The organism is Amycolatopsis sp. NBC_00438 (assembly GCF_036026695.1).
In the GTDB taxonomy this organism is placed as follows: Bacteria; Actinomycetota; Actinomycetes; order Mycobacteriales; family Pseudonocardiaceae; genus Amycolatopsis.
The window spans coordinates 630,938-653,397 of the sequence record NZ_CP107923.1; the positions used below are offsets into that span (position 1 = coordinate 630,938).

The following is a 22,460-nucleotide window of genomic DNA, read 5'->3' on the forward strand; positions in this document are numbered from 1 at the left end:
CCGGCTTGATCGGTTCCCGGACGGTACCAGTCAAACCGGTTCCCGAGGTATGGTGACGTGCATGACAGAGCGGTTCCGGTCGGGCGCGGGCAGGCTGTGCCTGGATTTCGTGCGCACGCTGCGCTATCGCGGCACATCCGAGGCCACGGAGGAACTCCCGGACGGCGCTTCCCTGCGCGCGTGGATCGAGGAGTTCGGCAAGTTCGGAGAGGCGCTCCCGTCGGACGCGTCGGCCCACGAGTCGCGGGTGCTGCGCGAGGCGATCCACGAACTGGTGTCGGACGGCGTAGGCTCGTGCCGCCCGGCGACGCGACAGCGTCTGAACCGCTTCGCGTCCGCACCGGTCCCGGCGCCCTCGCTGGCACCGTCGGGCGAACTCCGTTGGCGCGCCGACGATCCGGTGTCGGCCATGTTCTCCCTGCTGGCCCGGGACGCGCTCGATCTGGTGACGTCGCCGGCGTTCTCCCGGGTCCGGAACTGTGCGGGTGCGCGGTGCGGCGCGTTGTTCCTGGACACGTCCCGGCCCGGGACGCGGCGGTGGTGCTCGATGGACGTCTGCGGGAACCAGGCGAAGAAGTCGACTTATCGAGCCAAGGCGCTACGTTGAGCGGTCGCCTGGCCCGGTTCTCCCGCTGGTGCTCAAAGCCGTGAATGGCACATCGAGGGACTCGGAGTCCCTCGATGTGCCATTCACGGACCTGCGAAGCCGGGAAACCTCAGACCAGCGCCGCGTCCAGGGTGATCGTCGTGCCCGCGAGGGCCTTCGACACCGGGCACGTCTTCTCGGCCGTCTCCGCGTACTCCGCGAACTTCTCCGCGCTCACGCCGGGCAGCGCCGCGCGCAGGGTGATCGCGATGCCGCTGATCTCGAAGCCGCCGCCGGCGGCCGGGCCGAGGTTGACCTCCGCGCTGACGTCGATCGAGTCCGCCGTCAGCTTCTCGGCCTCCAGGACGCCCGACAGGTTCATCGCGAGGCACGACGAGTGCGCCGCGGCGATGAGCTCTTCGGGGCTCGTCTGGCCGTCCGGGTTGCCCGCGCGGGTCGGGAACGACACGGAGAACGTGCCGGCGTTGGACGAGTCCAGCGTGACCTCGCCCTTCCCCTTCTGCAGTCCGCCGGTCCAGTGGGTGGTCGCGTCACGGCTGGGCATTTGTGCCTCCAGGTGGGTACGCGGCGGCCGACGCCGTCAGCCGCCGCAGGGTGTCGATCAGGGTTCGTCGCTCGGTGTCTTCGAGGCCCAGTGCGCAGCCGATGGCCGGGGGGACGCCGGTGGCGCGCTCGCGCATCGACCGGCCCTCCCCGGTCAGGCCGACCACCACGGTGCGTTCGTCGGCGGGCAAGCGTGTCCGCGTCACCAGTCCGTTGGCCTCGAGTCGTTTGAGCAGCGGGGAAAGCGTGCCGTAGTCCAGGTGCAACCGCTCGCCGATCTCCTTGACCGGCCGGTCGTCGGACTCCCACAGCACCAGCAGCACCAGGTACTGCGGGTACGTGAGGCCGAGTTCGGCGAGCAGGGGACGGTACGTGTCCGTCACCGCCCGGTGCGCCGCATACAGCGCGAAGCAGGCTTGCTCGTCCAACAGGAACTCATCCGGCACGTCCGCAAACCTAGCCCACGATTACATCGTGCGCAAGGTATTTGGCGCGGAAAAGTGTCGGACCCGTCTGGCAGAGTCCGGGCCATGACCGAACGACCGGACCGCCCGAAGATCCCGCTCACCGGCGGCGAGCGGGAGATCCTCACCAGCCTGCTCGACTACCACCGCGCCACCGTCGCCTGGAAGAGCGGCGGGCTGAGCCTCGACCAGGCCCGGCAGGTCCACCTGCCGAGCGAGCTGACGACCGTCGCCGGCCTGGTCGCGCACCTCACGCTCAACGAGTGGTTCTGGTTCGCCGTGGTCGTCGACGGCGAACCGGACACCTGGGAGGAGAAGCTGGAGCAGGACCCGGACGCGGAGTTCCGGGTCCCGCCCGAGGCGACGGTGGAGCAGCTGCTCGCCGCCTACGAGGCCCAGTGCGTGCGCAGCCGCGAGATCGTCGCGAAGCACGACCTCGCCGACGAGGTGACGCACAAGGCCGAGACGTTCAACGTCCGCTGGGTCGTCGCGCACATGATCGAGGAGACGGCCCGGCACGTCGGCCACCTCGACGTGCTGCGCGAGCTGACCGACGGGCTCACCGGGGAGTGACGCGCTTGGGCGGCAGGGGGAAGAACCCGCTGGTGCGTTCCACGTAGTGCGCGTACGCCGGGCGCGTGCGGGCCATGCCCTTCTCCAGCAACGGCTTCCCGGTGCCCTTCGCCAGGGTGTAGGTCATCGCGATGGGGGAGAGGACGGTCAGCGCGCCCGGCCAGGTCGAGCACGCCAGCAGGTAGAGGCCCCACCAGACGCACGCGTCGCCGAAGTAGTTCGGGTGCCGGGTGTAGCGCCAGAGCCCGGTGTCGAGCACCTTGCCCTTGTTCGCCGGGTCGGCCTTGAAGCGGCGCAGCTGGTCGTCGCCTGCCGTCTCGAAGCCGAACCCGACCAGCCACACGGCGACGCCGAGCCAGCCCAGCACGCCGATCCCGGTGCTGTACTGCGCGAACTGCACCGGCAGTGACACGAAGTACAGCACCGCGGCCTGCACCAGGTACACGCGCACGAACATCTTCGCCGGACCGGACCGCTCGGCCATCCGCACGTACCGCGGGTCCTCCGGCAGCTTGTGGTTGCGCAGGTGCAGGTGCGCCGACAGCCGCACACCCCAGACGACGGTCAGCGCCGTCACCACCAGCCGCAGCGACAGCGGCCCGTCGCCGAACGGGAACGCGGCCAGCGCGACGATCGCGAAGCCGAGTCCCCAGAACGTGTCGATCGTGTCGTAGCGCTTGCGCGCCCGCGCGATCCCGAAGGTCAGCACCACCGCCACGATCGTGACGCCGGCGGTGACCAGCAGCGTGCCTCCCAGTGGCATCAGTTCCACTCCCGGGTCGCCGGCATGCCGCTGACGCCGTTCACGTCCGGTCGCACACTCAGGATCTGGTCCACACCCATCCGGTTCTCCTCGAACGCCAGCGCCCCGCCCACCAGGTACAGGCGCCAGACCCGCGCGCCGGTCTCCCCGATGAGCGCGACGACGTCGGCCCAGTTCCGCTCCAGGGTCTCGGCCCAGGCCCGGACTGTCCACACGTAGTGCTCGCGCATCGCGTGGACGTCGCGGACTTCGAGCCCGGCGGATTCGAGGTGTTCGACGGTCCGGCCGACCGGGCGCATGGTCATGTCGGGCGCGATGTAGCGCTCGATGAACGCGCCGCCACCGGGGGCGACGGTGCCGCGGGACATCTGCTGGATCAGCACGCGCCCGCCGGGCTTGACCATCTTGTGCAGCGTCGCGGTGTAGGTGGGGTAGTTGATCTCCCCGACGTGCTCGCCCATCTCGATCGACGCGACCGCGTCGAACGGCGCGTCCGGCAGCTCCCGGTAGTCCTGGCGCCGGACCTCGACGCGGTCTTCGAGGTCGTGCTGGGCGAGCCGGCCGCGGATGTGCTGCAGCTGCTCGGCCGAGAGCGTGATGCCGACGGCGTGCACGCCGTGGTGCTTGGCCGCGTGGACCAGCAGCGAGCCCCAGCCGCAGCCGACGTCGAGCAGCCGCATGCCCGGGCGCAGGCCCAGCTTGCGGCAGATCATCTCCAGCTTGTCGGACTGCGCCTCGGCAAGGCCGTACCCCGGCTCGTCGGAGGTGAAGTACGCGCTGGAGTAGGCCATCGAGTCGTCCAGCAGCAGCTGGTAGAAGGCGTTGCCCAGGTCGTAGTGGTGGGCGATGGCGGACTTGTCGCGCAGCAGGCTGTGCAGCTTCCCGGTCAGCCGGGCCTCCTCGACGGGCGGCTTCGGCGGGAGGCCGACGACGCCGAGCGAGCCGGCGAGCTTGGCGGCTTCCGCCCAGTCGCGCGGACCCAGCTTCACCCGCTTGAGCTCACCCGCGCGGGTGAGGGACCAGATCCGGCGGAAGCCGTCGGCGAGATCGCCTTCGACGTCGAGATCACCCGTGACGTAGGCGCGGGCGAGACCCAGCTCACCCGGCGCGAAGAGCAGGCGGCGGAGGGCACGGCGGTTGCGCAGCACCACGGTGGGCGCGTCCACTGGTCCGGCGCGGGTTCCGTCCCACGTCCGGAGGCCGATGGGGAGCTGCCCGCCGAGGAGCTTTTCGGCGAACGAGGCGAGGCGGTGCGCGGTGCTGTTCGGCATGACCGGGATTCGCTCCCTGCTGCGTGGTGGATTGGTGCCGCGCTCATCCAATCCACGTCCGCGCCGGCGGCGAACTACCGGTGTGGAGATCACGGGAGAACGCATCGCCGTCATCGGCAGCGGGGTGGCCGGACTGACTGCTGCCTACCTGCTGCAACGCAAACACGAGGTCCTGCTGTTCGAGGCCGACGACCGGCTGGGCGGGCACGCGCACACCCACGACGTGCCCAGCGCCCACGGCGGCACCATCGGCGTGGACTCCGGCTTCATCGTGCACAACGAGCGCACCTACCCGACGCTGCTGAAGCTGTTCGGCGAGCTCGGCGTGCGCACCCGCGACACCGAGATGTCGATGAGCATCCGCTGCGACGGCTGCGGCCTGCAGTACGCCGGCGCGAAGGGGCTGCCGGGGCTGTTCGCCCAGCGCGGCAACCTCGCCCGCCCCCGCTACCTCCGCATGCTCGCCGAGGTGAAGCGGTTCCACCGGCACGCGAAGCGGCTGCTGGACGCCCAGGACGCGGGTGACGTCACCCTCGGCGCGTTCCTCGCCATCGGCGGCTACTCCCGCTACTTCGTCGACCACTTCATGCTGCCGGTGGTCTCGACGGTCTGGTCCGCCGACCGCAGCGACACCCTGCGGTACCCGGCGCGCTACCTGTTCGAGTTCCTCCGCAACCACGGCATGCTGAGCGTCAAGAACTCGCCGGCCTGGCGGACCGTCGTCGGCGGCTCGCGCGAATACGTCGAACGCGCGGCCAAGCAGCTCACCGCCGTGCACCTGTCGACGCCCGTCCGGTCGGTGCTGCGGACCGCGGGCGGCGGTGTGGAAATCCGCGACGACGCCGACACCCCGCACCGCGTCGACCGGGTCGTCATCGCGACGCACGCCGACCAGGCGCTTTCCTTGCTGGCCAACCCGTCCGGCGCCGAACGCGACGTCCTCGGCGCGTTCCGCTACTCGGAGAACGAGGCCTGGCTGCACACCGACACCAGCGTGCTGCCGTCGCTGGCCGACGCCCGCGCGGGCTGGAACTACCGGGCCCCCGAGTGCGGCGCGCCGACCGGCGCGGTCCAGGTCAGCTACGACATGAACCGCCTAATGCGGCTGGACGAGCCGACCGGCTACGTCGTCACGCTCAACCCGGGCGAAGGCACGGGCACGGACGGGCTGGTGGCCAGGATGCGCTACGAGCACCCGGTGTACACGCCGGAAGCCGTTGCCGCGCAACGCCGGCTGCCCGAGCTGAACGACGGCGTCTTCGCCTACGCCGGTGCCTACCACGGCTGGGGCTTCCACGAAGACGGCTGCTCCTCCGGGGCGCGGGCCGCCGAAAGCCTGGGAGTCACCTGGTGACGACCGCGCTCTACGACGCCACCGTCGCGCACGTGCGGCGGATCGACCCGCCGCACGCCTTCGCCCACCGGGTGTACCTGTGGCTGGTCGACCTCGACGCGCCGCCACGGCTGCCGTGGTGGGCGCGCCCGTTCGCCGGCTTCGACCGCCGCGACCACTTCGTCGCCGGCGACGAGCGGGGGATCCGGGAGAAGCTCGACGGGTGGCTCGCGGAGCGCGGGGTGGACCTGCGCGGCGGCAAGGTCGTGATGCTGGCCGCGGCGCGCGTGCTCGGGTACGTGTTCAACCCGATCAGCGTCTACTGGTGCCACGGCCCGGAGGGGCGGCTCGAGTGCGTCGTCGCCGAGGTGCACAACACCTACGGCGGCCGCCACGCCTACCTGCTGCACCCGGACGAGGCCGGGCTCGCCCGCGCGGAGAAGGAGTTCTACGTCTCGCCGTTCCAGGAGATGGACGGCGAGTACCGGATGCGCCTGCCCCACCCGGAAGCGTTGCTCGACCTCACGGTGGCGTTGCGCCGCGGGGGCACCACGCCCCTGGTCGCTACGCTTCGGGGAGTTCGCCGCCCGGCGAACCCGCGGTGGCTGGCCCGGCTCGTCCTGGCCCGGCCCCTGCTGCCGCAGCGGGTGTCCGCGCTGATCCGCCGTCACGGGATCGCCCTGTGGCTGCGGAAGGCGCCGGTCGTCCCGCGCACCCCGCAGAACGCCGGAGGACAGCTGCATGGATGAGGCGGCCCGCCAGCGCCACATGGCTCCCGTGCCCCCGGAGGATCCCGCGGACCCGGAGCCCGGCGCCGAGGAGCTGATGGTGCGCGTCGCCAAGGGCGACGAGCGGGCGTTCGAGCTGCTCTACGACCAGTTCTCCGGCCCGATCTTCGGGCTCGTCCGCCGGATCGTGCGCGACTCCGCGCAGTCCGAAGAGGTCGCGCAGGAGGTGCTCGTCGAGCTCTGGCGCACCGCGACGCGGTACTCGCCCGAGAAGGGCTCCGCGCTGAACTGGGCGATGACGCTGGCCCACCGCCGCGCCGTCGACCGCGTCCGCTCGGCGCGCGCCAGCACCGAGCGCGAGCAGAAGGCGACCTTCGAAGCCGCCCGCGGCCGCCCGTTCGACGAGGTCGCCGAGTCCGTCACCGCGCGCCTGGAACGCTCCCAGGTCCGCCGGTGCCTGTCCTCCCTGACCGACCTGCAGCGCGAGTCCGTGCTGCTGGCCTACTACCAGGGCTACACCTATCGCGAGGTGGCCGAAGTGCTCTCGACGCCGCAAGGGACCATCAAGACGCGGTTGCGGGACGGCCTGATCCGCCTGCGGGACTGCTTGGGGGTGACCGCGTGAGCACACCGGAGATGCACACGCTGGCGGGTGCGTTCGCGCTCGACGCCGTGTCGGACATCGAGCGGGCGGAGTTCTCGCGCCACCTCGAGCAGTGCGACTCGTGCGCGAAAGAGGTCGCCGAGCTGCGCGCGACCGCGGCCCGGCTCGGCGCGGCGATGGCCGAAGAGCCGCCGCCGGAGTTCAAGGACCGCGTCATGGTGGCCATGCACGCGACCCGCCAGCTGCCGCCGCGCACCCGGCCCGGCTCGCCCGAACGGCACCGCCGGTCGGGACGCGCCCCGCGCTGGGCGGTGCTCGTGACGGCCGCGGCGGCCGTCGTCGGGCTCGCCGCGGGCGGGGTGTTCGGCGGGATCGCGCTGACCCAGCAGCAGGAGCTGCAGACCGCGCAGACGCAGCTCGACCAGGCCCGGGCGCGGTACGCGCCGGTGGCCGACCTGCTGGCGGCGCCGGACGCGAAGACCGGCCACGGCGAGGCGCCGACCGGCGGCGGGGTGACGGTCGTGCTGTCCCGTTCCCAGAACCGCCTGATGGTGATGGACGCCGGCCTGCCGGCGCAGCCGGGCGGGAAGGTCTACCAGGCCTGGCTGCTCACCGGCACCGAAGCGCCGCGTTCGGCCGGCGTGATCGCGACCGACAGCGGGCTGGTCGTGGCGGACGGCGTGGGCAGCGCCGACAAGGTCGCGGTGAGCCTCGAGCAGGCCGGTGGATCGCCCAGCGGGGCGCCCACGGACGTCCTCATGAGCATGCCCGCGCCTGCCTGATTTCCGGCTATAGCAGACCGGGTGCGGGGGCCGTTTCCGGCTCCTCGCTCTTGCGCGCACGAACGTGTTGTGGCAAAACACCTTTGCGACACACGGCGTGCCTACTGGATTAGAGCGTGCCTGGTGCCTACCGTCCTGCCTAACGTCGGCGGTTGACATAACTCTCAATCTGGGGTTTAGGTTGAGAGTTGATCACCGGCCGGCGGGCTGTACGGGCACAACGATCAGGAAGGCGGACTTCGATGACGCCCCCGCACAACTACCTTGCGGTGATCAAGGTGGTCGGCATCGGCGGTGGCGGCGTGAACGCCGTGAACCGCATGATCGAGGTCGGCCTCAAGGGTGTCGAGTTCATCGCGGTGAACACCGACGCCCAAGCACTGCTCATGTCCGACGCCGACGTCAAGCTGGACATCGGCCGCGAGCTGACCCGTGGCCTCGGCGCGGGCGCCGCCCCCGAGGTCGGCCAGAAGGCCGCCGAAGACCACCGTGAAGAGATCGAAGAGGTCATCAAGGGCGCCGACATGGTGTTCGTGACGGCCGGCGAAGGCGGCGGCACCGGCACCGGTGGCGCCCCGGTCGTGGCGCAGATCGCCCGCAAGCTGGGCGCGCTGACCATCGGCGTCGTGACGCGCCCGTTCACCTTCGAGGGCAAGCGCCGCGGCAAGCAGGCCGAAGACGGCATCCAGTCGCTGCGCAACGAGTGCGACACCCTCATCGTGATCCCGAACGACCGGCTGCTGCAGCTCGGCGACATCGGCGTCTCGCTGATGGACGCGTTCCGCTCCGCGGACGAGGTGCTGCTCTCCGGTGTCCAGGGCATCACCGACCTGATCACCACCCCGGGCCTGATCAACCTCGACTTCGCCGACGTCAAGAGCGTCATGTCCGGCGCGGGCTCCGCCCTGATGGGTATAGGGAGCGCACGCGGTGAAGGCAGAGCCATCCAGGCGGCGGAGAAGGCGATCAACTCGCCCCTCCTCGAAGCCTCCATGGATGGTGCGCACGGCGCACTGCTTTCGATCGCGGGTGGTTCGGATCTGGGCCTGTTCGAAATCAACGAAGCGGCGTCACTGGTGCAGGAGTCCGCGCACCCGGACGCGAACATCATCTTCGGCACGATCATCGACGACTCGCTCGGCGACGAGGTGCGCGTCACGGTGATCGCGGCCGGCTTCGACGCCGGCGCGCCGACCCACAAGAAGCTCGACCCGTCGACCTTCGGCTCCGGCTCGCGCCAGGGCTCGGGCACGGCGTCGGCTTCGGCCGGGCAGGTCTCGAACCAGCAGGGGCCGCCGTCGGGGGCCACCCCGGTGCCGTCCGCTTCGGGTTCGGGCTACCCGGTCGCGCCGCCGCGGTCGCACACGCCGCTGCCGTCGGCGTCCGGCCAGAACACCGGCGGGCTCCCGCAGCCCGGCGGCGGTTCGCGCGGCTACTCGCCGATGGGCTCCAACGCGACCCAGGGCAGCCTGCCCGGGCGCGCCATGCCGGTGCACGACGACCCGTCGGACGACGAGGTCGACGTGCCGCCGTTCATGCGGCGCTGACCAAAAGCACTGTGGTCCGTGAAGGCCACCTTGAGGGACTCGGAGTCCCTCAAGGTGGCCTTCACGGCGTTTGGGAGGATGAGGGCATGCGGGTTCGGCGAGTGGTGACGACCAGGGCCGGCGGCGCGTCGCGGCCGCCCTACGACACGTTCAACCTGGGGGACCACGTCGGCGACGACGAGGGCGACGTCTACGCCAACCGCAAGCGGCTCGCCGCCGAGCTGGGCCTGGCCGAGGACAAGCTGGCCTGGATGGAACAGGTCCACGGCCGCATGGCGACCACTGTGGACGGCTCGGAGACCCGGGCCGCCGAGGCGACCGACGCGCTGGTGACCGCGACGCCGGGTGTCGCGCTGGTGGTGCTCGTCGCCGACTGCGTTCCGATCCTGCTGGCCGACGCCGAGGCCGGCGTCGTCTCGGCGGTGCACGCGGGCCGGGTCGGCACCCGGGTCGGCGTCGTCCCGGCCGCGGTGGCGGCCATGCGGGAGGCGGGTGCCGAGCCGTCCCGGATCGAGGCGCTGCTCGGCCCGGCGATCTGCGGCGACTGCTACGAGGTGCCGGCCGCGATGGCCGCCGACGTCGAGAAGCACGTTCCCGGCAGCGCCTGCAAGACCCGCAAGGGCACCCCCGGGCTCGATCTGCGCGCCGGGTTGTGGCGCCAGCTCGCCGACCTGGGCGTCGGCAAGATCGGCGTCGACCCGCGGTGCACCAACGAGGACAAGACGCTCTTCAGCTACCGGCGCGACGGGACGACCGGGCGCATCGCCGGCATCACCTGGGTCGAAGCATGACCGACCGGCGCGCCGAGCTGGCCGCGAACCTGGCCGACGTCGAGGCGCGGATCGCCGCCGCGTGCCGCGCGGCCGGCCGGGCCCGCGACGAGGTCCAGCTGATCGCCGTCACCAAGACCTTCCCGGCGTCGGACGCCGCGCTGCTCGCCGATCTCGGCGTCACCCACGTCGGCGAGAACCGCGACCAGGAAGCCGGGCCGAAGGCGGCCGAAGTCGCGGAGCTGCGTCCCGGGTCCGCGCTGCGGTGGCACATGGTCGGCCGGCTGCAGCGGAACAAGGCACGGTCCGTGGTGGGGTGGGCGCACGAAGTGCAGTCGCTCGACTCGGCCCGGCTCGCCGACGCGCTCGCGAAGGCCGTGCACACCGCGCGTTACGGCGGAGAACGTGAGGAACCCCTCGACGTCCTCATCCAGGCGAGCCTCGACGACGACACCGAGCGCGGCGGCTGCCCGCTCGGCGAGCTCGGCGCGCTCGCCGAACACGTAGCTCACACGGGTGAACTGCGGCTTCGCGGCCTGATGGCCGTCGCGCCGCTCGGCGCCGATCCCTCGGCAGCCTTCGAACGGCTCGCCCGCGCGGGGGAGACACTCCGAAAAGATCACCCGAATGCCGCAGAAGTCTCCGCCGGGATGAGCCATGATCTCGAGCAGGCGATCACGCACGGCTCAACATGTGTGCGTGTCGGAACCGCGCTGCTCGGTGGACGCGGTTTAGCCTCGCCGTAGGGAGCTCGTGTGCCGGTCACGTTTAGTGGTCGTCCATACGGGGCACTGACGGCGTGGAGAAGCGTTGGTGCGGGAGCGGCTAGGGCTAGGGAGAGGCATGAGCGCGCTGCAGAAGCTGAAGGCCTACTTCGGGATGGTGCCCGCTGACGACGACGGTTACGACGTCGAGGACGATTATCGGCGCGGTTACGCGGACGACGAGTACGACTCCTACGAGGAGCCCGCTCCTCGGTCGCGCTCACGGTACCGCGACACCGAGGACACGTACGACGAGCCTGCCAGCCGCAGCCGTTCACGCTCCGTGGCCGGGTCGGAACCCGCGGTCCACGGCGCGCTGGCCATGGACCGGCAGCCGGAGCCCGTGGCCCGTCTGCGACCGGTCACCGAGCCGGTCGTGCGCCAGCCGGTGCGTGACCCGTTGAGCCGGATCACGACGCTGCACCCGACCAGCTACGCGGAAGCGCGCGCCATCGGCGAGCACTACCGCGAGGGCATCCCGGTGATCATGAACCTCACCGAGATGGACAACGCGGACGCGAAGCGGCTCGTGGACTTCGCCGCGGGGCTCGCTTTCGCGCTGCGCGGGTCGATGGACAAGGTCACCAACAAGGTGTTCCTTCTCTCACCGCCCGATGTGGACGTGACCGCCGAAGACCGCCGGCGGATTGCCGAGGGCGGATTGTTTCTGCGCGGCTGAAGTCGCGCGGACCGCTGAGCGCAAGGAAACGTGATTTTGTCGACCCGATGCCGCGTCGACCCCCTCAACTGCGTCTTCTGCGAGGACGCCCGGTTAGAGTAGGTACGTGGAAGCTGTGTGGCTGGTCGTCTGGTACGTGCTGTTCGCGTTTTGGCTGTTGCTGACGGCACGTATCGTGGTCGAACTCGTCCGCACCTTTGCACGGGAGTGGCACCCGGCCGGAGGGGTTGCGGTGACGCTCGAGACCATCTACACAGTGACGGACCCGCCGGTTCGCCTGTTCAGGCGAATCATCCCGATGGTGCGGATCGGCGGCGTCGGACTGGACTTATCGATTATGGTGCTGCTGTTGGTTGTGTTCTTCGCGATGCAACTGGCGACTCCAAGTTGATCGGGGAGACTTGGGTGGACCCTGCAGGCCATGGAGTGCGTGAGGTGATCTGATGTCGTTGACCCCCGCTGACGTGCATAACGTCGCGTTCAGCAAGCCGCCCATCGGCAAGAGGGGCTACAACGAGGACGAGGTGGACGCGTTCCTCGACTTGGTGGAGACCGAGCTGGCCCGCTTGATCGAGGACAACAACGAGCTGCGCCAGCAGATGGAGCAGCTCGACGCCGAGCTCGAATCGACTCGTAGCGAGCTCGACAGTGCCAAATCCGCGCCCCCGGTGCGCGAAGAGCCGTCCCGGCGTCTCGCGCCGGTGCCGCCGCCGGCGTCCGCGATGGAGCAGACGCAGGCCCACTCGATGGTGGGCGACAGCGGCGAGCCGAACGTGCAGGCGGCCAAGGTCCTCGGGCTCGCCCAGGAGATGGCCGACCGGCTGACCGCCGAGGCGAAGACCGAGTCCGACGGGATGCTGGCCGAGGCCCGCACCAAGTCCGAGCAGTTGCTCTCGGACGCCCGGGCGAAGTCCGACTCGATGGTCAACGAGGCGCGCACGCGCGTCGACACGATGCTGAACGACGCGCGGACTCGGGCGGAGACGTTGGAGCGCCAGGCGCGCGACAAGGCCACCACGCTGGAGCGCGAGTCGCAGCGCAAGTACACCGAGACGATGAACAGCCTGAACTCCGAGAAGGGCGGGCTGGGCAAGAAGATCGAAGAGCTGCGCACCATCGAGCGGGAGTACCGCACGAGGTTGCGCGGGTTCCTCGAGTCCCAGCTGCGCGAGCTCGACGACCGTGGCTCCGCGGCTCCGGCCTCGGCGTCCTCGAACTCCGGGCAGTCGTCCGGATCGTCGAGCGGCGGCCAGGGCTACTCGTTCGGCCCCCGGGCCGAAGCGGGCTGATTTCTCCGGGAAGACCCCGCCGGCGCCGGCCGTTGTCGCGGCGTACGGCGGGGTTTTGCCACGGTTCGGAGTCGATCCGGTACCGCACGTGGGGCGGGTCGTGGACCGATCCGGCCGGGTTCATGTTGTAATTCAGCGTGCTCTACATCGTGCTGGTACTGGTACTGGCGGCTCTGGGGTTGCTCGTCACCGCGCTCATCACGGCTTCTTCGCTGTGGGCGTGGGTTTCCATCGGCCTCTCGGTGCTCGCCGGGGTGATGCTCGTCGCCGACTGGCTGCGCCGTCGACGGCGCGCCGCCGCGCCCACTGTCGAGCGTGCCGAACCCGCGGAGCCGGCCGAGCCGTCGGAACCGCCGGCCGACACGAAGCCGGGCCTGTTCACGGAGCCGGAGAAACCGGCCGAAAACCCGGCCGAAGAAGAACAAACCGTCCTGATCCCGGCCGCCGGTGAGCTGGGCGATCCGGCCGACACGCCCGAACCCGACGTCGTCGAAGAGCCCGCCGAAAAACCCGCTGAAGAGCCTTCCGGGGCATCGGCCGCTTCGGCCGCCTCCGCCGGCTCCGTCGCGAAAGAGGAACCCGCGCCGGCCGACGACGCCGAGCCCGGTGAGGAATCGACGTCGGCCGCCGACATCGCGTTGCTGGCCGACCTGGACGACGAGGTCTTCGTCGTCGACGAGCACCCCCGCTACCACCTCCGGGTCTGCGCCTGGGTCGGCGTCCGCGACACGATCCCCATCGGCATCGGCGAAGCCCGCCAGCTCGGCTTCACCCCTTGCGCCCGCTGCGGCCCCGACGAGACCCTGGTGGCCGCCCACCGCTAGGCCACGCCGAGGTGAGCGCCGCCGTCCGGTGCGCGACAGCTTCGAGCGCGGCCCGCTCGAGGTCTCGCGACGCGGCTTCGGGGGCTGTGATGCGCTGCCGCCACCAGCGGGCTCCGGGTACGGCTCGTCGAACCGGGCCCGGATCGCGTCCGCGGAGCGGCCCGGCGACGCCCACGGGGACGCGCCCGCGAAGGCGCTGCCATTTCCGGCGGTGCCCCTCGTGACAACACGGTTGCGCGGGGCCGTTAACCTGGTATCAGCACAGCGTCGATCCGGCCATCACCGGGGAGCTTCCGGAAGAACCGAGCCTCACCGCTCGCAGTAGAACCGGACGGGTGCGGCCCGTGACAGCCGTGGAACGAGCGGCCCGGCAGCTCCACCGCCGGGCAAGCGGGGTGGTACCGCGGAACGCCGTCAGGCGTCTCGTCCCCGTGTGGGTGACCGGGAGCCGGTCGTCCGTACGCGAGCGACGAACCGAGGAGCACCCGGATGTACCCCCAGGCCAAGCTCGACGACAGCGCGGGAGTCCCGTCGCAGCCGTCCTTCCCCGAGCTGGAGACCCAGGTCCTCGCCTACTGGGAGAGCGACCGGACGTTCCAGGCGTCCATCGACGCGCGTCCCGCCGGCGAGCACGGCGACAACGAGTACGTCTTCTACGACGGCCCGCCGTTCGCCAACGGCCTGCCGCACTACGGCCACCTGCTCACCGGGTACGTCAAGGACCTGGTGCCGCGCTACCAGACGATGAAGGGCCGCAAGGTCGAGCGCCGCTTCGGCTGGGACACCCACGGCCTGCCCGCCGAGCTCGAGGCGATGCGCCAGCTCGGCATCACCGAGACGTCCGAGATCGAAGAGATGGGCATCGCGAAGTTCAACGAGGCTTCGCGCGAGTCCGTGCTGCGCTACACCGACGAGTGGCGCGAGTACGTCACCCGCCAGGCGCGCTGGGTCGACTTCGACAACGACTACAAGACGCTCGACGTCACCTACATGGAGTCGGTGCTGTGGGCGTTCAAACGCCTGTGGGACAAGGGACTCGTCTACGAGGGCTACCGCGTCCTGCCCTACTGCTGGCGCGACGCGACGCCGCTGTCCAACCACGAGCTGGGCATGGACGCCGACGTCTACCGCAACCGCCAGGACCCGGCCGTCACCGTCGGGTTCCGCATGGAGGGCAACGACAACGAGCTCGACGGCACCTACCTGCTGATCTGGACGACCACGCCGTGGACGCTGCCGTCCAACCTCGCCACCGCGGTGCACCCCGAGGTGGACTACGTCGTCGTCGAGAGCGAGAACCTCCCCGGCAAGCGGTTCCTGCTCGCCGAAGCGCGCGTCGCCGCGTACGCGCGTGAACTCGGCGAAGAGCCGGCCGTCGTCGCGCGCTACACCGGCGCGCAGCTGCTCGGGAACCGTTACGCACCACCGTTCCCGTACTTCACCGGCACCGAGAACGCGCACCGCGTGCTGTCGGCCGACTACGTCACCACCGACGACGGCACCGGCGTCGTGCACATCGCGCCCGCCTACGGTGAAGAGGACAAGGCCGTCACCGACGCCGCCGGGATCCCGCCGGTCACGCCGGTCGACGCGCACGGCAAGTTCGACGACACCGTGCCCGACTACGCCGGGCAGCAGGTGTTCGACGCCAACCCGAACATCGTCCGCGACCTCAAGAACGGCACGGGATCGGCCGGGCAGCAGGGTTCCGTGCTGCTGCGGCACGAAACCTACGACCACTCCTACCCGCACTGCTGGCGCTGCCGCAACCCGCTGATCTACCGCGCGGTGTCGTCGTGGTTCGTCGCGGTGACGCAGTTCAAGGACCGGATGGTCGAGCTGAACCAGCAGATCACCTGGTACCCGGAGAACGTCAAGGACGGCCAGTTCGGCAAGTGGCTGGAGAACGCGCGCGACTGGTCGGTGTCGCGCAACCGCTACTGGGGCACGCCGATCCCGGTGTGGCAGTCCGACGACCCGGCGTACCCGCGCACCGACGTCTACGGCTCGCTCGACCAGCTGGAGGCCGACTTCGGCGTGCGGCTGGACAACCTGCACCGGCCCTACATCGACGAGCTGACCCGGCCGAACCCGGACGACCCGACCGGGAACTCGACCATGCGCCGCGTCCCGGACGTCCTCGACGTCTGGTTCGACTCGGGCTCGATGCCCTACGCCCAGGTGCATTACCCGTTCGAGAACGCCGACTGGTTCGAGCACCACTACCCGAGCGACTTCATCGTCGAGTACATCGGCCAGACCCGCGGCTGGTTCTACCTGCTGCACGTGCTCGCGACGGCGCTGTTCGACCGGCCGGCGTTCCGCACCTGCGTCTCGCACGGCATCGTGCTGGGCTCGGACGGCGCGAAGATGTCCAAGTCGCTGCGCAACTACCCGGACGTCAACGAGGTGTTCGAGCGCGACGGCTCCGACGCCATGCGCTGGTACCTGATGGCGAGCCCGATCCTGCGCGGCGGCAACCTGGTCGTCACCGACAAGGGCATCCGCGACGCCGTCCGCCAGGCCGTGCTGCCGCTGTGGAACTCGTACTACTTCCTCGCGCTGTACGCGAACGCCGAGGGCGTGGAAGGCAAGTGGCGCACGGATTCGGCGAACGTCCTCGACCGGTACGTGCTGGCGAAGACGCACGAGCTGGTCACCGACGTCGAGTCCGCGATGGACCACTACGACGTGGCCGGCGCGTGCCAGACCGTCCGGGACTTCCTGGAGACGCTGACGAACTGGTACGTCCGGCGTTCCCGGGACCGCTTCTGGGCGGGTGAGGCGGACGCGATCGACACGCTGCACACGGTGCTGGAGGTGACGTCGCGGGTCGCGGCGCCGCTGCTGCCGCTGACCACCGAGGTGGTCTGGCGCGGGCTCACCGGCGGCCGCTCGGTGCACCTGACCGACTGGCCGAACGCGCTCGACCTGCCCGCGGACGCGGCGCTGGTGACGGCGATGGACCGGGTTCGGCAGGTGGCGTCGTCGGCGCTGTCGCTGCGCAAGAGCAACAAGCTGCGCGTGCGGCTGCCGCTGTCGTCGCTGGTCGTGGCGGCCGAGGACGCCGAGTCCCTGGGCGCTTTCGCCGACATCCTGCGCGACGAGGTGAACGTCAAGGCGGTCGAGCTGACCGCCGACGTCGCCGCGCACGGCGGGTTCGAAGTCGCGGTGAACGCCCGCGCCGCCGGGCCGCGGCTGGGCAAGGACGTCCAGACGGTGATCAAGGCCGTCAAGGCGGGTGACTGGTCGCTGCGGGGCGGCAAGGTCGTCGCGGCCGGGATCGAACTGCAGGAGGGCGAGTTCGACCGCCGGCTGGTCGCCAAGGGCGGCGGCGCGGCGGCCGAGCTGCCCGGCGGCTCCGGGCTGGTCCTCATCGACACCGAGGTGACGCCGGACCTGGCGGCCGAAGGCCTGGTCCGCGACCTGATCCGGGTCGTGCAGCAGGCCCGCCGTGACGCCGGCCTCGACGTCGCCGACCGGATCGCGCTGACCGTCGACGCCCCCGGCGACGTCGTCGAAGCGGCGAAGCGGCACGAGAAGTTCCTGGGCTCGGAGACGCTGGCGACGTCGGTGACCCACGCGGCGGTGGCGGACGGTTTCGCCGGCACCGTCGGTGACGGTACGAAGGTGACTGTTTCGGTCGCCAAGGCCTGAAAGCCTCGTGAGTGTTCAGGGCGGTTCTAACCGCCCTGAACACTCACGAGGACGGTCACGAATCGGTCGCTTTCCCACCCGAAAGGGCCGGGAATCGGCAAGCTGAGCCCTTGTGCGCGCGGGAGGCGCGCATGGGGGAGGGGTACGCGAGAAATGAGTCCTGGCAGAAAACGCGGCATTCTCATCGGCGGCGCGCTGGGGGTGGTCGCGGTCGTGGTGGCGGCGTTGTTCCTCTTGAACGGCGGGAGCGCACCCGAAGCGGCCGCGGGATCGGGGGAGACGGCCGTCGAGAGCCCCGGCGCGCTCGACCCGAACTCGGCGATCACCGAGTACCTGCAGGATTTCGCCGAGAACAACCCGGACGCCGCGGCGCGGCTCACGGACGACAACGCGGCGGCCGCCGTGGCCCTGCGCGACGCGCGGAACACGCTGAGCCCGTCCGCGCTGGCCGCGAAGCTGACCCTGCTGCAGCCGACGCCTGCCGGGGCGAAACAGACCAGCGGGACCTACCACGTGTCCTGGACGCTGAAAGAGCGCCAGGTCTGGTCCTACGACGTGCCGTTCACGCTGGCCCAGGCCGGTGGCAAGTGGCTCGTGCACTGGGCGCCGACACTGCTGCACCCGAAGCTCGAGGCGGGTCAGCGGCTGGTGATCAGCACCGCCGTCCAGGACAGCACCGCGGTCGCCGACCGCGACGGCAAACCGCTCCTGATCAGCGGCGCCGGCGGCGTGCACCCGGCCGAGGGCAACCCGGCGCCGCTGCTGCGGTCCGCGCTCACCGGCCAGGTCACGGCCGCGTCGGGCGGCGGTTTCGCGGTGGTCCGCACGGACACCAGCGGCAAGAACCTGGAGACGCTGTTCGGGAAGGCGTCGGAGGAGGGCGCGAAGCCGCTGACGTCGAGCCTGAGCCTGGGCGCGCAGAAGTCCGCGCAGGCCGCGGTCGACGGCTATTCGGGGTCCGCGATGCTGGTCGCCCTCGACACCGGCTCGGGCGACATCCTGGCCGTCGCGCAGAACGCGGCCGCCGGCGACTCGCCGAAGGCCCTGAACGGGCTGTACGAGCCGGGGTCGTCGTTCAAGATCGCCACGTCGGTCGCGGCGATCCAGCAGAGCGGCCTCAACGCGGGCTCGCCGGTCGACTGCCCCGGCGTCGCGACGATCGGTACGCGCACGGTCAAGAACGAGGGCTTCGAACTGGGCGCGACGAACCTGCAGACCGCGTTCGCGCGCTCCTGCAACACCACGTTCGGGCAGCTCTCGCTGAACCTGCCCGCGGACGGGCTGGTCAAGGCGGCGAACGAGCTGGGCCTCAACGCCGACTACGAGATCCCGGGCCTCAAGACCGAGCTCGGCAAGGTCGAGCCCGCGGCGAGCAAGGACGAGCAGGTCGAGGACGGGTTCGGCCAGGGCCGGATCCAGGCCAGCGCGCTCGGCGGCGCGATGATGGCCGCGACGGTCGCCTCCGGCAAGGCGATCACGCCGAAGCTGTGGCACGACCTCGACACCGTCGTGGTCAAGGGCTACTCGCCGCCGCCCGCGTCCGTGCTGGGCGAGGTGCGCAAGATGATGCGCGCGGTGGTCACCAGCGGCACCGGCAAGGCCGCGGCGGGCGCCGGGAGCGTGTTCGGCAAGACCGGCACCGCCCAGTTCGGCGACGGGCAGCAGGCCACCGGCTGGTTCGTCGGCTACCGCGGGAACGTCGCGTTCGCCGTCGTCCTGGAGAACTCGAACGACTCGGGGCCCGCGGTCCAGCTGGCGGCGAAGTTCCTCAAGTCCCTCTGACGCCGGGGCGTCACTTTCAAGTGAAAGTGACGCCTTGGTTCGGCCGTGGGCGAAGCATCCGGGTCGTACCGTGGGGACATGGAGACGATCGCGCTGGCCGAGGTGGCCGCGGTGCTCGCGGACCCGAGCCGCGCCACCATGTGCCTCGTCCTGCTGGACGGGCGGGCGTGGACGGTCGGCGAGCTGGCCAGGGAGGCCGGGATCGCGCTGTCGACGGCGAGTGAGCACGTCACCCGGCTGGTCGACGCCGGGTTCGTCGCCCGTGTGAAGCAGGGGCGGGCGAGTTACGTCCGGATCGCCGACCCGCGCGTCGCCGAGCTCATCGAGCACCTGGCCCAGCACGCCGAGCACCGGCCGGTGACCGGGCTCAAGTCGTCGGTGCGGGTGCGGCGGCTCGGGTTCGCGCGCACCTGTTACGACCACCTGGCCGGCCTCGTCGGCGTCGCGGTGCGCGACGGCATGCTCGCCACCGGCCTGGTCAGCACGGACGCCGGGCTGGCGCTGACCGAGCGCGGCCGGGAGGTCTTCGACGAGCTGGGCGTGCCGGTGCCCGACGGGCGGCGGGCGCTGCTGCGCGACTGTCTGGATTGGACGGAGCGCCGGGACCACCTCGCCGGGTCCCTGCCCGCGGCGTTGCTCGGCAAGGCCGTCGACGCCGGCTGGGTCGTCGCCGAGGGGCATCGCGCGGTGAAGGTGCTGCCCGCGGCGGAGAAGCCGTTCGCCGCGCTGGGCGTCGATCTGGCGGTGCTCCGGCCCTAACACACCGGGTGTCCGACTCGTCCCGGTGGTACACGAACGAGTTAATCCGGCCGCTTCACTATTCTGAGGGCCCCACAGCACTCGGGAGGGAGGCGGCATGGACCAGCTTCCCGTGCTGCTCGGCGTCGGCGGTGTCGTCCTGCTCGCCTCCGTGCTCGCCGTGCGCGTCTCGATCCGCCTCGGCCTGCCCTCGCTGCTGCTGTACCTCGGCATCGGCGTCGTGCTGGGGGAAGCCGGCTTCGGCATCCGCTTCGACAACCCCGGCCTGACCCAGTCGCTCGGTCTCGCGGCGCTCGTCATGATCCTCGCCGAAGGCGGGCTGACGACCCGGTGGTCGGCGGTGAAACCCTCGCTGGGCATCGGAATCGTACTGTCCACAGTGGCCGTCGTGGTCAGCATCGCGGTCACCGGCGCGGCCCTGCACTGGCTGCTGGGCCTGGATTGGCGGCTCGCGCTGCTGTGGGGCGCGGTGCTCTCGTCGACCGACGCGGCGGCGGTCTTCTCGGTGCTGCGCACGGCCGGGATCGGCAAGCGGCTCGTCGGCGCGCTGGAGCTGGAGTCCGGCATCAACGACGCGCCGGCCTACATCGCCGTCGTGGTGCTGGCCGAGGGCACCACTGTGGACTGGACGCTGCCGTTCCTGGCGGTCTACGAGCTGGCGGCGGGCCTGGCGATCGGGCTGGCGTTCGGCTGGCTCGGCGGGCTGGCGTTGCGCAAGGCCGCGCTGCCGGCGACCGGCCTGTACCCGCTGGCCACGGTCGCGGTGTGCGTCGTCGCCTATTCGTCCGGGCAGCTGCTGCACGCGTCGGGCCTGCTCGCCACGTACGTCGCGGCCCTGGTCCTGGGCAACTCCCGGCTGCCGCACCGCTCCGACACATTGTCGTTCGCCGAGGGCCTGGGCTGGCTGGCGCAGATCGGCCTGTTCGTGCTGCTCGGGCTGTTCGCGTCGCCGAGCCGGCTGCTGGAGACGCTGGTGCCGGGCCTGGTCGCGGGCGCCGTCGTGCTGCTGCTGGCCCGGCCGATCTCGGTGGTGCTGTCGATGCTGCCGTTCCGGCTGCCCTGGCGGGAACAGGCGTTCCTGTCGTGGGCCGGCCTGCGCGGCGCGGTGCCGATCGTGCTCGCGATGATCCCGCTGTCGGAGGGGCTGCCCGGCGCCCAGCGCCTGGTCGACGCGGTGTTCGTGCTGGTCATCGTGCTGACGCTGCTCCAGGGCGCGACCCTCGGTCCGCTGGCGCGCTGGCTCGGGCTGTCGAAGAAGTCCGAGGCGTACGAGCTCGACGTCGACTCCGCGCCCCTGGACGAGCTGGGCGCCGAGCTGCTGCAGGTCCGCATCCAGCCGGGCTCGAAGCTGCACGGCGTCTACCTGTCCGAGCTGCGGCTCCCGGTGGGCGCGACGGTCAGCCTGGTCGTGCGCGAGGGCGCGGGCTTCACACCGCAGAAGACCAGTCGCCTGCAGGAGCGTGACCAGCTCCTGGTGGTCACGACGGCCACGGTCCGCGACGACGTCGAGCGCCGCCTGCGCGCCGTGGACCGCGCCGGCCGCCTGGCCCGCTGGCGCGGCGAGTCGGGCATCTGACCCCAGGGGCCCAAGGCCGTGAAGGCCACCTTGAGGGACTCAGAGTCCCTGAAGGTGCCCCTCACGGCCTTCGTCCGTGTCGGCGGCCCGGGTACGTGATCTCGGCGTTGTCCGGTGCTTGTCCGATCTCCGCGCCCACATGGTGATCTTTTTCCGCAAGGGTGAATAAACCCCACGGGGAGCTTCCCTGCGTTCGTCCTTTTGGCTTACTCTCCGCTCCATTCGTTAGCTCGAATGGGTGAGTGTTGAGCAGAAGGAGTACGCAGGGTGATGAAACTTCACGCGCGCGGTGCTGGTCTGGTCGTGGCGGCCGTCCTGGGGCTCGGGCTCGCCGTCGCTCCGGACGCGGCCGCCGAGGTGGGCCCCTTTCCGGCCCTGGCCCTGCCGTTCAAGGCCGGCCAGCAGGTGTACTCCGCCGGGATCCACTCCGACGACGGCAGCACCGGCGTGGAGAACGCCCTCGACCTCAGCCCGGCCGACAAGACCGTGCGGGCGCCGCTGGCCGGCACCGTCCACCTGCAGCACTGCGCGGGCGGCGACTGGGTGACCATCGACCACGCCGGCGGCTGGCGCACCGGGTACTACCACATGGAGGGCATCAAGGTCACCGACGGTGAGCAGGTCGCGGCCGGCGACGTGCTCGGCTCGACGGGCAACGCCCTGCCGTGCGGCGGCAGCAGCACCGGCGCCCACGTCCACTTCACGCTCTGGACGCTGCCGGACGCGGCCGCGGCGGACTGGAACGGCGTCGCCTACGGCCGGCTGTCGACGACGGTCGCGGCCGCGCACGGCGAGCCGATCGACGGGAAGACGTTGGGCGGCTGGCTTTTCACCGCCGGCGCGGACCAGTACACCGGCACCGCGACGCACCTCGCGGACCACGCCGTGACGCAGCTTCCGGGCCATTTCCGCGCGAAGCTCTGACGCTTCTCGGATGCTGCTCGACTTGTGAGCGGCGTCTCAACATGTGAGGCGGGGGTTGGCCGCCACGCGGATTTTCGGTTACCTTCTGTCTCAGGTCATGAGTGCCAGCGTTAAGCCCCGGCTTGCTGGCCGGCAACCCTCCTTCCGCGGTGGGGTGCCCCGGGTGAAGACCGGGCCGGTCGCGCCGTGCGACGGGCAAGCGCGGGCCCCTCGCCGGGGGT

At 70.9% G+C, this 22,460-nt stretch carries 22 protein-coding genes and 1 riboswitch; of the genes, 18 read left to right on the forward strand and 4 right to left on the reverse strand.

Features of this window, described 5'->3' with window-relative positions:
• Positions 1 to 61: 61 nt before the first annotated feature.
• Entirely contained in the window at positions 62 to 607 is a 546-nt protein-coding gene (locus tag OG494_RS03035) for a CGNR zinc finger domain-containing protein (protein ID WP_328451702.1), read from the forward strand.
• Positions 608 to 716: 109 nt separating this feature from the next.
• Here the strand turns inward: OG494_RS03035 and OG494_RS03040 are convergent, their stop codons facing one another.
• On the reverse strand, positions 717 to 1,151 hold the full coding sequence (locus OG494_RS03040) for an OsmC family peroxiredoxin (protein ID WP_328451703.1): 435 nt from the start codon (positions 1,149 to 1,151) through the stop codon (positions 717 to 719).
• Positions 1,138 to 1,596 carry a MarR family winged helix-turn-helix transcriptional regulator gene (locus tag OG494_RS03045; RefSeq protein ID WP_328451705.1) on the reverse strand — a complete coding sequence of 153 codons (459 nt, stop codon included), beginning with the start codon at positions 1,594 to 1,596 and terminating at the stop codon, positions 1,138 to 1,140. Before OG494_RS03045 ends, OG494_RS03040 begins: the two co-directional genes overlap by 14 nt.
• An 84-nt stretch (positions 1,597 to 1,680) precedes the next feature.
• Between OG494_RS03045 and OG494_RS03050 the strand changes: the two genes are divergently transcribed.
• Complete coding sequence (locus OG494_RS03050; protein WP_328451707.1) at positions 1,681 to 2,187, forward strand: DinB family protein; 507 nt, start codon at positions 1,681 to 1,683, stop codon at positions 2,185 to 2,187.
• Here the strand turns inward: OG494_RS03050 and OG494_RS03055 are convergent.
• Positions 2,174 to 2,950 (reverse strand): DUF1295 domain-containing protein, encoded by a 777-nt coding sequence (locus OG494_RS03055; protein ID WP_328451709.1) that lies wholly within the window; start codon positions 2,948 to 2,950, stop codon positions 2,174 to 2,176. The genes OG494_RS03050 and OG494_RS03055 overlap by 14 nt on opposite strands.
• Entirely contained in the window at positions 2,950 to 4,221 is a 1,272-nt protein-coding gene (locus OG494_RS03060; protein ID WP_328451712.1) for a cyclopropane-fatty-acyl-phospholipid synthase family protein, read from the reverse strand. Before OG494_RS03060 ends, OG494_RS03055 begins: the two co-directional genes overlap by 1 nt.
• Positions 4,222 to 4,303: 82 nt before the next feature.
• Between OG494_RS03060 and OG494_RS03065 the strand changes: the two genes are divergently transcribed.
• The 16 genes from OG494_RS03065 (at position 4,304) to OG494_RS03140 (ending at position 22,239) form a co-directional block, all read left to right on the forward strand.
• Positions 4,304 to 5,575, forward strand: coding sequence for an NAD(P)/FAD-dependent oxidoreductase (locus OG494_RS03065; RefSeq protein ID WP_328451714.1), 1,272 nt, complete (start codon positions 4,304 to 4,306; stop codon positions 5,573 to 5,575).
• Positions 5,569 to 6,303: a DUF1365 domain-containing protein gene (locus tag OG494_RS03070; protein ID WP_328458858.1), complete on the forward strand. Its 735-nt coding sequence runs from the start codon at positions 5,569 to 5,571 to the stop codon at positions 6,301 to 6,303. The genes OG494_RS03065 and OG494_RS03070 overlap by 7 nt, the downstream gene beginning before the upstream one ends.
• The gene (sigK, locus tag OG494_RS03075) at positions 6,296 to 6,907 is read left to right on the forward strand and encodes an ECF RNA polymerase sigma factor SigK (protein WP_328451716.1); all 612 of its coding nucleotides are present in this window, start codon (positions 6,296 to 6,298) and stop codon (positions 6,905 to 6,907) included. The genes OG494_RS03070 and sigK overlap by 8 nt, the downstream gene beginning before the upstream one ends.
• A complete protein-coding gene (locus OG494_RS03080; protein ID WP_442874377.1) occupies positions 6,904 to 7,668 on the forward strand; it encodes an anti-sigma factor in 765 nt (254 codons plus the stop codon). Before sigK ends, OG494_RS03080 begins: the two co-directional genes overlap by 4 nt.
• Before the next feature lie 242 nt (positions 7,669 to 7,910).
• Positions 7,911 to 9,215: a cell division protein FtsZ gene (gene ftsZ / locus OG494_RS03085; RefSeq protein ID WP_328451717.1), complete on the forward strand. Its 1,305-nt coding sequence runs from the start codon at positions 7,911 to 7,913 to the stop codon at positions 9,213 to 9,215.
• 86 nt (positions 9,216 to 9,301) lie between these two features.
• Complete coding sequence (gene pgeF / locus OG494_RS03090) at positions 9,302 to 10,006, forward strand: peptidoglycan editing factor PgeF (protein ID WP_328451719.1); 705 nt, start codon at positions 9,302 to 9,304, stop codon at positions 10,004 to 10,006.
• Positions 10,003 to 10,731, forward strand: coding sequence for a YggS family pyridoxal phosphate-dependent enzyme (locus OG494_RS03095; RefSeq protein WP_328451721.1), 729 nt, complete (start codon positions 10,003 to 10,005; stop codon positions 10,729 to 10,731). The genes pgeF and OG494_RS03095 overlap by 4 nt, the downstream gene beginning before the upstream one ends.
• A 97-nt stretch (positions 10,732 to 10,828) precedes the next feature.
• Complete coding sequence (locus tag OG494_RS03100; protein ID WP_328451723.1) at positions 10,829 to 11,428, forward strand: cell division protein SepF; 600 nt, start codon at positions 10,829 to 10,831, stop codon at positions 11,426 to 11,428.
• Between the two features lie 115 nt (positions 11,429 to 11,543).
• Positions 11,544 to 11,819 (forward strand): YggT family protein, encoded by a 276-nt coding sequence (locus OG494_RS03105; RefSeq protein ID WP_013224824.1) that lies wholly within the window; start codon positions 11,544 to 11,546, stop codon positions 11,817 to 11,819.
• A 52-nt stretch (positions 11,820 to 11,871) separates the two neighbouring features.
• The gene (gene wag31, locus OG494_RS03110) at positions 11,872 to 12,717 is read left to right on the forward strand and encodes a DivIVA-like cell division protein Wag31 (RefSeq protein ID WP_328451725.1); all 846 of its coding nucleotides are present in this window, start codon (positions 11,872 to 11,874) and stop codon (positions 12,715 to 12,717) included.
• A 137-nt stretch (positions 12,718 to 12,854) separates the two neighbouring features.
• Positions 12,855 to 13,541 (forward strand): sensor domain-containing protein, encoded by a 687-nt coding sequence (locus tag OG494_RS03115; protein WP_328451727.1) that lies wholly within the window; start codon positions 12,855 to 12,857, stop codon positions 13,539 to 13,541.
• A gap of 489 nt (positions 13,542 to 14,030) precedes the next feature.
• Positions 14,031 to 17,198: an isoleucine--tRNA ligase gene (gene ileS, locus OG494_RS03120; protein ID WP_328451728.1), complete on the forward strand. Its 3,168-nt coding sequence runs from the start codon at positions 14,031 to 14,033 to the stop codon at positions 17,196 to 17,198.
• 153 nt (positions 17,199 to 17,351) lie between these two features.
• Complete coding sequence (locus tag OG494_RS03125; RefSeq protein ID WP_328451730.1) at positions 17,352 to 18,980, forward strand: penicillin-binding transpeptidase domain-containing protein; 1,629 nt, start codon at positions 17,352 to 17,354, stop codon at positions 18,978 to 18,980.
• Between the two features lie 78 nt (positions 18,981 to 19,058).
• Positions 19,059 to 19,739: an ArsR/SmtB family transcription factor gene (locus OG494_RS03130; RefSeq protein ID WP_328451732.1), complete on the forward strand. Its 681-nt coding sequence runs from the start codon at positions 19,059 to 19,061 to the stop codon at positions 19,737 to 19,739.
• A 97-nt stretch (positions 19,740 to 19,836) separates the two neighbouring features.
• The gene (locus OG494_RS03135) at positions 19,837 to 21,315 is read left to right on the forward strand and encodes a potassium/proton antiporter (RefSeq protein ID WP_328451734.1); all 1,479 of its coding nucleotides are present in this window, start codon (positions 19,837 to 19,839) and stop codon (positions 21,313 to 21,315) included.
• A 270-nt stretch (positions 21,316 to 21,585) separates the two neighbouring features.
• Positions 21,586 to 22,239 carry a M23 family metallopeptidase gene (locus tag OG494_RS03140; protein ID WP_328451736.1) on the forward strand — a complete coding sequence of 218 codons (654 nt, stop codon included), beginning with the start codon at positions 21,586 to 21,588 and terminating at the stop codon, positions 22,237 to 22,239.
• A gap of 93 nt (positions 22,240 to 22,332) precedes the next feature.
• Positions 22,333 to 22,447: riboswitch (SAM riboswitch) on the forward strand.
• Positions 22,448 to 22,460 lie beyond the last annotated feature (13 nt).

Coding starts and splice junctions, on each gene's coding strand:
- OG494_RS03035 (WP_328451702.1), top strand. CDS start 62: ATGACAGAGCGGTTCCGGTCGGGCGCGGGCAGGCTGTGCCTGGATTTC.
- OG494_RS03040 (WP_328451703.1), bottom strand. CDS start 1,151: ATGCCCAGCCGTGACGCGACCACCCACTGGACCGGCGGACTGCAGAAG.
- OG494_RS03050 (WP_328451707.1), top strand. CDS start 1,681: ATGACCGAACGACCGGACCGCCCGAAGATCCCGCTCACCGGCGGCGAG.
- OG494_RS03055 (WP_328451709.1), bottom strand. CDS start 2,950: ATGCCACTGGGAGGCACGCTGCTGGTCACCGCCGGCGTCACGATCGTG.
- OG494_RS03060 (WP_328451712.1), bottom strand. CDS start 4,221: ATGCCGAACAGCACCGCGCACCGCCTCGCCTCGTTCGCCGAAAAGCTC.
- sigK (WP_328451716.1), top strand. CDS start 6,296: ATGGATGAGGCGGCCCGCCAGCGCCACATGGCTCCCGTGCCCCCGGAG.
- ftsZ (WP_328451717.1), top strand. CDS start 7,911: ATGACGCCCCCGCACAACTACCTTGCGGTGATCAAGGTGGTCGGCATC.
- pgeF (WP_328451719.1), top strand. CDS start 9,302: ATGCGGGTTCGGCGAGTGGTGACGACCAGGGCCGGCGGCGCGTCGCGG.
- OG494_RS03095 (WP_328451721.1), top strand. CDS start 10,003: ATGACCGACCGGCGCGCCGAGCTGGCCGCGAACCTGGCCGACGTCGAG.
- OG494_RS03100 (WP_328451723.1), top strand. CDS start 10,829: ATGAGCGCGCTGCAGAAGCTGAAGGCCTACTTCGGGATGGTGCCCGCT.
- wag31 (WP_328451725.1), top strand. CDS start 11,872: ATGTCGTTGACCCCCGCTGACGTGCATAACGTCGCGTTCAGCAAGCCG.
- ileS (WP_328451728.1), top strand. CDS start 14,031: ATGTACCCCCAGGCCAAGCTCGACGACAGCGCGGGAGTCCCGTCGCAG.
- OG494_RS03125 (WP_328451730.1), top strand. CDS start 17,352: ATGAGTCCTGGCAGAAAACGCGGCATTCTCATCGGCGGCGCGCTGGGG.
- OG494_RS03130 (WP_328451732.1), top strand. CDS start 19,059: ATGGAGACGATCGCGCTGGCCGAGGTGGCCGCGGTGCTCGCGGACCCG.
- OG494_RS03135 (WP_328451734.1), top strand. CDS start 19,837: ATGGACCAGCTTCCCGTGCTGCTCGGCGTCGGCGGTGTCGTCCTGCTC.
- OG494_RS03140 (WP_328451736.1), top strand. CDS start 21,586: ATGAAACTTCACGCGCGCGGTGCTGGTCTGGTCGTGGCGGCCGTCCTG.